Source organism: Tsukamurella conjunctivitidis, assembly GCF_007858475.1.
GTDB classification, from domain to species: domain Bacteria; phylum Actinomycetota; class Actinomycetes; order Mycobacteriales; family Mycobacteriaceae; genus Tsukamurella; species Tsukamurella conjunctivitidis.
Window position 1 is genome coordinate 105,369 of sequence record NZ_VIGX01000011.1, and the last position, 7,523, is coordinate 112,891.

At 73.2% G+C, this 7,523-nt stretch carries 9 protein-coding genes; 4 read left to right on the forward strand and 5 right to left on the reverse strand.

Annotation, left to right across the window (positions count from 1 at the left end; genetic code table 11):
* The first annotated feature begins 28 nt into the window (after window positions 1-28).
* Genes FK530_RS17480 through FK530_RS17490 form a run of 3 tightly spaced genes read left to right on the forward strand, consistent with a single transcriptional unit; the run spans window position 29 to window position 3,287 of the window.
* Window positions 29-910 (forward strand): SDR family oxidoreductase, encoded by an 882-nt coding sequence (locus tag FK530_RS17480; RefSeq protein WP_146488254.1) that lies wholly within the window; start codon window positions 29-31, stop codon window positions 908-910.
* Complete coding sequence (locus tag FK530_RS17485; RefSeq protein ID WP_146488255.1) at window positions 907-1,824, forward strand: patatin-like phospholipase family protein; 918 nt, start codon at window positions 907-909, stop codon at window positions 1,822-1,824. The genes FK530_RS17480 and FK530_RS17485 overlap by 4 nt, the downstream gene beginning before the upstream one ends.
* Entirely contained in the window at window positions 1,821-3,287 is a 1,467-nt protein-coding gene (locus FK530_RS17490; RefSeq protein ID WP_146488256.1) for a flavin-containing monooxygenase, read from the forward strand. Before FK530_RS17485 ends, FK530_RS17490 begins: the two co-directional genes overlap by 4 nt.
* Window positions 3,288-3,289: 2 nt before the next feature.
* On the opposite strand, the gene FK530_RS17495 is transcribed toward FK530_RS17490, so the two are convergent.
* The 4 genes from FK530_RS17495 to FK530_RS17510 form a co-directional block, all read right to left on the reverse strand.
* Window positions 3,290-3,499: a sigma factor-like helix-turn-helix DNA-binding protein gene (locus FK530_RS17495; RefSeq protein WP_146488257.1), complete on the reverse strand. Its 210-nt coding sequence runs from the start codon at window positions 3,497-3,499 to the stop codon at window positions 3,290-3,292.
* Between the two features lie 77 nt (window positions 3,500-3,576).
* Window positions 3,577-4,320 (reverse strand): sulfite exporter TauE/SafE family protein, encoded by a 744-nt coding sequence (locus FK530_RS17500; RefSeq protein WP_146488258.1) that lies wholly within the window; start codon window positions 4,318-4,320, stop codon window positions 3,577-3,579.
* Window positions 4,321-4,364: 44 nt separating this feature from the next.
* Entirely contained in the window at window positions 4,365-5,384 is a 1,020-nt protein-coding gene (locus tag FK530_RS17505) for an agmatine deiminase family protein (RefSeq protein WP_146488259.1), read from the reverse strand.
* Entirely contained in the window at window positions 5,381-6,361 is a 981-nt protein-coding gene (locus FK530_RS17510) for a nitrilase-related carbon-nitrogen hydrolase (RefSeq protein ID WP_146488260.1), read from the reverse strand. The genes FK530_RS17505 and FK530_RS17510 overlap by 4 nt, the downstream gene beginning before the upstream one ends.
* A 119-nt stretch (window positions 6,362-6,480) precedes the next feature.
* Between FK530_RS17510 and FK530_RS17515 the strand changes: the two genes are divergently transcribed.
* Window positions 6,481-7,119, forward strand: a complete 639-nt coding sequence (locus tag FK530_RS17515) for a TetR/AcrR family transcriptional regulator (RefSeq protein WP_146488261.1) — start codon at window positions 6,481-6,483, stop codon at window positions 7,117-7,119.
* On the opposite strand, the gene FK530_RS17520 is transcribed toward FK530_RS17515, so the two are convergent.
* Window positions 7,090-7,523 (reverse strand): helix-turn-helix domain-containing protein (locus tag FK530_RS17520; protein WP_146488262.1); only part of this gene is annotated, 434 nt, incomplete at its 5' end. The two genes, FK530_RS17515 and FK530_RS17520, sit on opposite strands and share 30 nt — an antisense overlap.

Consider the following 7,523-nt stretch of genomic DNA (forward strand, 5'->3'; position numbering starts at 1 on the left):
CTACCGGTATTCGGATACTGTCGGTCGCATGAACCTGTTCTCCTCCACCGATCACCTCGCGCGGCTCGACGGCGCCCTCGTCGTCGTCACCGGCGGCGCACGCGGCATCGGCGCCGCCACCGCCCGCCTCTTCGCGCAGCACGGTGCCCGTGTCGTCCTCGCGGACGTCGACCTCGACGTCGCGGAGGCCACCGCCGCGACCATTCCCGACGCGCGCGCAGTGCGCCTCGACGTGACGGACCGCGCGTCGTGGACCGCGCTGGTCGACGACCTCGACGCGCCGATCGACGTGCTGATCAACAACGCCGGAGTCATGCCGCTCGGCGCCTTCGATGCGGAGTCCGAGGACACCACCGACCTCATCCTCGACGTGAACGTGCGCGGCATGCTCAACGGCATGCGGGCGGGTATTCCCGGCATGGTCGCGCAGGGCCGCGGCCACATCGTCAACGTCGCGTCGATGGCCGGAATGATCCCGATCCCCGGCATGGTCACGTACAACGCGAGCAAGTTCGCGGCGCTCGGCGCGTCCGTGGCCGCCCGCCGCGAGTACGACGGGACCGGCGTCACCGTCTGCGCGATCCTCCCGTCCGCGGTCCGCACCGAACTCTCCTCCGGCGCGCAGCTCGGCGGCGGCATGCCGACCGTCGACCCCGAGGACGTGGCCGCCGCGATCCTCGACACCCTCCGCACCCGCGCCGCCCGCACCTCGGTGCCGAAGTGGGTCGCGCCGGGCTGGAGCCTCGTCGAGGCCTTCGTCCCCGAGCCGATCGAGCGGCTCGCCCGCAGGCTCCTCGACGATCGCCGCACGCTCGCGCTCGACGCGCAGGCCCGCAAGGCCTACACCGACCGCATCGCCCGCCAGGCGTCCCAGCACGCCGCGCTCACGGACGGGGAGGCGTCCCGGTGACCCGCGCGCTCGTCATCGGGTGCGGCGGCACCATCGGCGGGGCGTGGACCGTCGCCGCGCTCGCCGCGCTCGAGGAACAGCTCGGCATCGACGTCCGCGACCTCGACGTGCTGCAGGGCACCTCCGCGGGCTCGGAGATCATCACGGCGCTGCAGTCCTTCTCGGTGCAGGACCTCGTCGCGATGCAGGAGGGCCGCGCGGATTCGCCCGTGCTGCAGCACCACCTGGCGGCGACGCCTGCCCCACTGCCGCGCGTCCCGTTCTCGCTGCCCGCCGATCCGTCGACGCTGTGGACCCGCCGCGGCGGGCACGCGCCGCTCACCGGCATCGCGCCGCGCGGCCGCGGCGACGCGACCTGGCTGCAGGAGCTGGCCGACGCCACCGTCGGCGCCGGTGCCCTCGTGCCGCCGAAGGCCCGCCTGGTGGCCTACGAGCCCGCGACCGGGGAGCGCGTCGCCTTCGGCGCCCCCGGTGCGCCGAAGGCCACTGCCGGGGAAGCACTCCGGGCCTCGTGGGCGATCCCCGCGTGGATGCCGCCCGTCGAGATCGGCGGCCGCACCTACGTCGACGGCGGCGCCGCCTCGACCGCATCCGTCGATCTGGTGACGCCCGCCGACGCGGACGAGATCTTCGCCGTCGTGTCCATGGCCTCCGCGCCCGGCGTGCGCGGCCCCGGCGTCGGGGGACTCCTCGAGTACGCGGTACTGCGCCGCCCCATGTCGCAGGTCTTCTGGTCCGAGGTGGCCGTGGCCCGAGCCCGTGGACAGAAGGTCACCGTCGTCTCGCCCGATGGTGCCGACCTCGCCGGCCTGGGCGCGAACTTCATGGCCCGGAGCAAGCGCGCGGACGCCTTCGCGGCCGCGCGGCGCACCGCCCCGCTCGCTGTGCGCCGCGGCCTGGAGGAGGCGCGATGACCGAGCCCCGCATCGTGGTGATCGGCGCCGGCGTCGCCGGCATCTCCACCGCGCACGTGCTGCAGGAGCAGGGCTTCACCGACTGGGTGGTGCTGGAGAAGGGCGCCGACGTGGGCGGCGTGTGGTTCTGGAATCACTACCCCGGGCTGACCTGCGACGTGCCCTCGCAGATCTACCAGTTCGCCTTCGCCCCGAAGCCCGACTGGGAGAAGATCTGGGCCACCGGCCCGCAGATCCAGCAGTACCACCGCGACGTGGTCGACCGACTGGGCCTGGCGGACCGGATCCGCTGCAACACCGAGGTTCTGGCCGCCGAGTTCGACGATGCGACCGCCACCTGGACGCTGACCCTGAACACCGGCGAGACCATGACCGCCGACGTCGTCGTCTGCGCGACCGGCGTCCTGCACAACCCGGCGATCCCGGACATCGAGGGCCTCGCCGATTTCGACGGCGACGTGGTGCACACCGCCCGCTGGGACGACTCCCTCGTCACCGAGGGCCGCCGGATCGCCGTCATCGGCACGGGATCGACCGGCGTGCAGGTGGTCTCGGCGCTCCAGCCGAAGGCGAAGCACCTCACGCACTTCGTGCGCTCCCCGCAGTGGGTGCTGTGGGCACCGATGCGCCTGCCCCAGCTCGGCCTGATCTCCGAGCTCTTCTCCCGCGCCCCGAAAGTGCTCGACCGGGTGCACCAGGGCCTGCTCTGGGGTTCCGGCATCCTCGCCGACATCGTGACCACGCCGTCGTGGCGCCGGCGCGCCGTGCAGGCCTACGCGCGGCTGTCCCTGCGTGCTCAGGTCCCGTCGTCGATGCGACGGGACCTGACGCCCGACGACGAGCCGCTGTGCAAGCGGCAGGTGGTCTCGGGCACGTACTACTCGGCGCTCAAGGCGCGCAACGCCTCCCTGGTGACCCAGGGCATCGAGCGGATCGAGGCCGGCGGCGTCCGGACCACCGACGGTACGCTGCACGAGGCCGACCTCCTGGTGCTCGCCACCGGCTTCCGCGCGCACGACTACATGCGGCCCATGCGCGTCACTGGCCGCGACGGCCGCAAGCTCGACGACGCCTGGGCCGACGGTCCGCGCGCCTACCGGATGACGGCGATCCCGGGCTTTCCCAACCTGTTCACCGTGCTCGGCCCCAACTCACCGACCGGCTCGATCTCCCTGCAGTTCTCCGCCGAGCTCACGGCGCGCTACATCGCGCAGTGGCTGGACCGGTTCCGCCGCGGCGAGGTCACGGAGGTCGAGGTCACCGAGGAGGCCACGGAGACCTTCAACCGGCAGGTGGCGGAGGCGATGGGCCCGACGGTCTGGAACACCGGCTGCAACTCGTGGTACTTCACCGAGGGCGGGTCCATCGACCTATGGCCCTTCGACCGGAAGACGATGGTGCGCATGCTCTCCGCGCCCGACGACGCGGACTTCCACGTCCGACGGCCCGCCGACCGCTCCTGAGGTCACGTCGCCCCGAGGTGGGCGCGGAGGACGGACAGGGCCCGGTGCTGCACGAGCCGCACCTGGTCCTCCGTCATCATCAGGACGTCGGCGCACTCGGCGACGCTGCGCCCCTGCTGGATCCGCAGGACCAGAACGATCCGCAGCTCGTCGGGGAGGCGGTCCACCGCGGTCACCCGGGCGCGGCACGGCGCGGCGTCGGAGTCGATCATGAGCCGATCCTCCGATGCTGGTGCGGCGGCCTCTCCTCGGTCTCGTCACGGCCGCGTCGCGATCGTGTCGCAGTCCGTCAGAACCAGACCCGGGCGAGCCACGCCGCGAGGCCGAGCCCGCACACGGCGACGATCACGCGCAGACGTGCCGCGTCGATCCGGGCCACGACGGGCGGCCCGCACCAGCCGCCCGCGAAGCCGCCGATCGCCATCGCGATCGCCGCGGGCCAGTGCACGGGACCGAAGATCGCGAATCCGATGGCGGCCACCAGGTTCGCGAGCCCGAGGGCGTAGCTCTTGAGCATCGCCGCGCGCCACAGCGGCTCGCTGGTCGCCAAGAGCGTCAGTGCCAGGATCATCACGCCCGCGCCGGCCCCGAAGTAGCCGCCGTACACCGCGACCAGGAACACCCCCACCGGGTAGAACCGCGCGAGCCGCGCCACGCCGGGATGCTCGTGCAGGCGCGGCTGCAGCAGGATGGCGATCGCCGCGCCCGCGATGAGGACGGGGACGACGTTCTCGAAGGTGCTGCCCGGCGCCAGCAGGAGCAGGGCCGAGCCGACCAGCCCGCCGGCGATCGCGAGGACGGCGAGCGTGCGCATCTGCGCGGGGTTCTTCCGCAGTTCCGACGCCGACGACGCGATCGAGCCACCCCCCACCGCGACCATGGCCACGGTGTTCGTGACGTTAGCGGCGACCGGCGACAGCCCGAACACCAGCAGCGCCGGATAGGAGACGAGCGAGGCCAATCCGGTGAGGTAGCCGATCAGCCCGGCGGCGAAGCCCGCGAGCACCATCGCGGCGACCGTCGCCGCCGTCATCGGTTCCCCATCGCCCGCACTCTACCTGCGCGAACGGCGCGGATTCAGACTGCGGGCTGCTGCTGGGTGATGCAGTGGATGCCGCCGCCGCGGGCGAACAGCGGCCGCGCGTCGACGGTCACGATCTCGCGTCCGGGATAGGCCGCGGCCAGGGCCTCCACGGCGACGCCGTCGTGGGGGTCGTCGAAGGAGCACGCCACCACCGCGTCGTTCACCACGACGTGGTTGATGTAGCTGTAGTCGACGAAGCCCTCGTCGTCGCGGAGCACCGTCGGCGCGGGAACGGGGACGACCTCGAAGGCGCGCCCCGCGGCATCGGTCGAGCCCGCCAGCACGTCGCGCAGGTGTGCGGAGCGCTCGTGATCGGGATGCGCCGGATCGCGCTGGTCGTGCAGGAGCACGGTGCCCGGCGACGGGATCGTCGCGACGATGTCGACGTGGCCGCGGGTGCCGAAGGTGTCGTAGTCCCGGGTGAGGCCGTAGGGCAGCCAGACGGCGTGGGTGGCGCCGATGGTCCGCTGCATCTCGGCCTCGACCCGCCGCTTCGTCCACCCCGGATTGCGCCCGGGATCGAGCTGGACGGTGTCCGTGAGCAGGACGGTGCCGGCACCGTCGACGTGGAGACCGCCGCCCTCGCCCACCAGCTCGGATCCGATGTACTCGGCCCCGGCGAGCTCGGCGACGAACCGCCCGATCCGGCCGTCGCGGTCCCACCGCGTCCAGTCCTGGCCGCCCCAGCCGTTGAAGATCCAGTCGACGGCGCCCAACCGGCCCGCCTCGTCGACGACGAAGGTGGGGCCGATGTCGCGCATCCAGGCGTCGTCGAGCGGCGCCTCGACCACGTCGACCCGGCTCGAGAGGTACCGCCCGGCGGCCTCCCGCTCCGCGGGGTCGACGACCACCGTCACGGGCTGGAAGTCGACGATCGCGTTCGCCACCGCCGCCCAGGTCGCGCGCGCGGCGTGGTGCTCCTCGGCGGTGTCGCCGAGCGAGTAGCCGGCGGACGGGTAGGCCATCCAGGTGCGGGTCTGCGGGGCCGTCTCCGACGGCATGCGCCAGCTCATCGGGCACCGCCGCCCAGCGGCCCGTTGGCCGCGACGGGCGCGGTGAGCGCGCCGTAGGTGTCGGGGCGGCGGGTCGCGAGGAACGGGAACAGCGTGAGCCAGTCGCGGCGCTGGTCCAGGTCCAGGTCGGCGACCAGCACGGCCGAGGCGTCGCGCGGCGCCTCAACCAGGATGCGGCCGTACGGGTCGGAGATGAACGAGCTGCCGTAGAAGGTGATCGCGCCCTCGTCGCCCCACCGGTTGGGCACCACCATGAAGGTGCCGCTCGCGATGCCGTTGCCCACGATCACCTGCCGCCACAGCGGGGCGGTGTCGAATTCGGGGTGGTCGGGCTCGGATCCGATGGCCGTGGGGTAGGCGAGGACCTCGGCGCCGCCGAGCGAGTAGGCGCGCGCCACCTCGGGGAACCATTCGTCCCAGCAGGTCGGGAGGCCGAAGCGCGCGCCGCCCAGCTCCGAGGGTGCGTGCACCGGGTAGGGCTCGGCGCCGTCCGCCTGGGACGGACCCCGGAGGAAGTAGGTGTCCTCGTAGTAGCCGGCGGTCACGGGGATGTGCAGCTTGCGGGTCTTCGCAAGCAGCTCACCGGATGGCGAGACCATGATCGCGGTGTTGTAGCCGAGCGGCTCGGCGTCGGGGTGCCGCTCGTACAGCGAGGCGTGTACGACGACGCCGTGCCGCTTCGCCGCGGCGGCGGCGAAGGTGAACGTCGGCCCGGTGAGCAGGTCCTCGGCGAGCCTGCTCGGCTGCGCGCCGCCGCGCTCGAAGGCCGGGTACTGCATCAGCGTGATCTCGGAGAGGAAGACCGCCTCGGCGCCGGCCGCGGCGGCCTGCCCGATCCCGTCGGTGAGCTCCCGGGCGAGGAGGTCGGCGTCGTCGTGCCAGCGGTGCTGCACCAGCCCCACCCGGAGCGGGGCGCGCTCCGGCCGGTCGACGCGGGCGGGCGACACCGGGACACCGGGCGCGAGGATGAGCTCCATCTCGTCTCCTGAGGCTTAATCGATAGGCTTTCGATTAAAGATAGACCGATGTGGCTCCGGCCACAAGACCTCAATCGACAACCTTTCGATTAGTGCAGACATCCGGTAGGTTCACGCAGGTGAGCAGACGCGCCGGACGACCGAGCACCCCGCAGCTCGACCGGGCCGCGATCGGCGCCGCCGCCCTGGAACTCGTCGATCGCGACGGTGGTTTCAGCCTGCCCGCCCTCGCCCGCCGGCTCGGCGTGACGGTCTCGTCGATCTACCACCACGCCGACGGCCGCGCCGCCGTGATCGGCCTCGTCCGCGACCTCGTGACCGCCGACATCGACGCCGGCTGCTTCGACGTCCTGCCCTGGGACCGGGCGCTCGACACCTGGGCGCGCACCTACCGCGACGCCTTCGCCGCTCACCCGTCCGCGGTGCGGCTGCTCGCGACCGAGACGATCGGCGGCCGTCAGAACCTCGCGATGTACAGCGCCGCGACGTCGGGCCTGCTCCGCGCGGGTTTCCCCGAGGAACTGGTCATGGGCATCGTCGTGGCGGTCGAGAACTTCCTGCTCGGCGCGGCGCTCGACGTCTCGGCGCCCGACGAGCCCATCCACGTCGACGACGAGGCCGGCACCGACGACCTGCGCCGCGCGCTGGCGGCGGCACCGTCGGGCCCGGAGCGGTCCCTGCAGGCCTTCGATCTTGGGCTCGCCGCGCTGATCGAGGGGCTGCGGGCGCTACTCGTCGCCGAACAGCAGCGCCAGTAGCAGCTCGGCCCGCACTCGGGCCGACTTCAGGTCGACGCCCAGGAGCTCCTCGGCCCGGGCCACCCGCGCCCGCGCGGTGTGCCGGTGCACGCCGAGCGCGGCGGCCGTGCCCTCCCACTGCCCGTGGTGGTCGAGGTAGGCGCGCAGGGCCTCCACCAGCCCGCCGTCGTGCGCACGAAGGGGCTCGAGCAGGGCCCGGTCGAGCCGGGCGAGCGCCTCGCGGGTGCCCGGCTCGGTGACGAGGGTGCGCCCCGCCAGCGCGGAGGCGTCGACGGTGCCGCCGCCGGGCCGGGCGGCGCGGGCCGCGAGCTCAGCCGCCGCGACGGCCTCGGCGACGGCGCCCGGTGCGTGCGGCGGCCCGAGGCCGAGCTGCAGCCGGCCGCGTTCGCGGGGCGCGAAGCCCG

Coding starts and splice junctions, on each gene's coding strand:
- FK530_RS17510 (WP_146488260.1), bottom strand. CDS start 6,361: ATGGAGCTCATCCTCGCGCCCGGTGTCCCGGTGTCGCCCGCCCGCGTC.
- FK530_RS17495 (WP_146488257.1), bottom strand. CDS start 3,499: ATGATCGACTCCGACGCCGCGCCGTGCCGCGCCCGGGTGACCGCGGTG.
- FK530_RS17500 (WP_146488258.1), bottom strand. CDS start 4,320: ATGACGGCGGCGACGGTCGCCGCGATGGTGCTCGCGGGCTTCGCCGCC.
- FK530_RS17490 (WP_146488256.1), top strand. CDS start 1,821: ATGACCGAGCCCCGCATCGTGGTGATCGGCGCCGGCGTCGCCGGCATC.
- FK530_RS17480 (WP_146488254.1), top strand. CDS start 29: ATGAACCTGTTCTCCTCCACCGATCACCTCGCGCGGCTCGACGGCGCC.
- FK530_RS17505 (WP_146488259.1), bottom strand. CDS start 5,384: ATGAGCTGGCGCATGCCGTCGGAGACGGCCCCGCAGACCCGCACCTGG.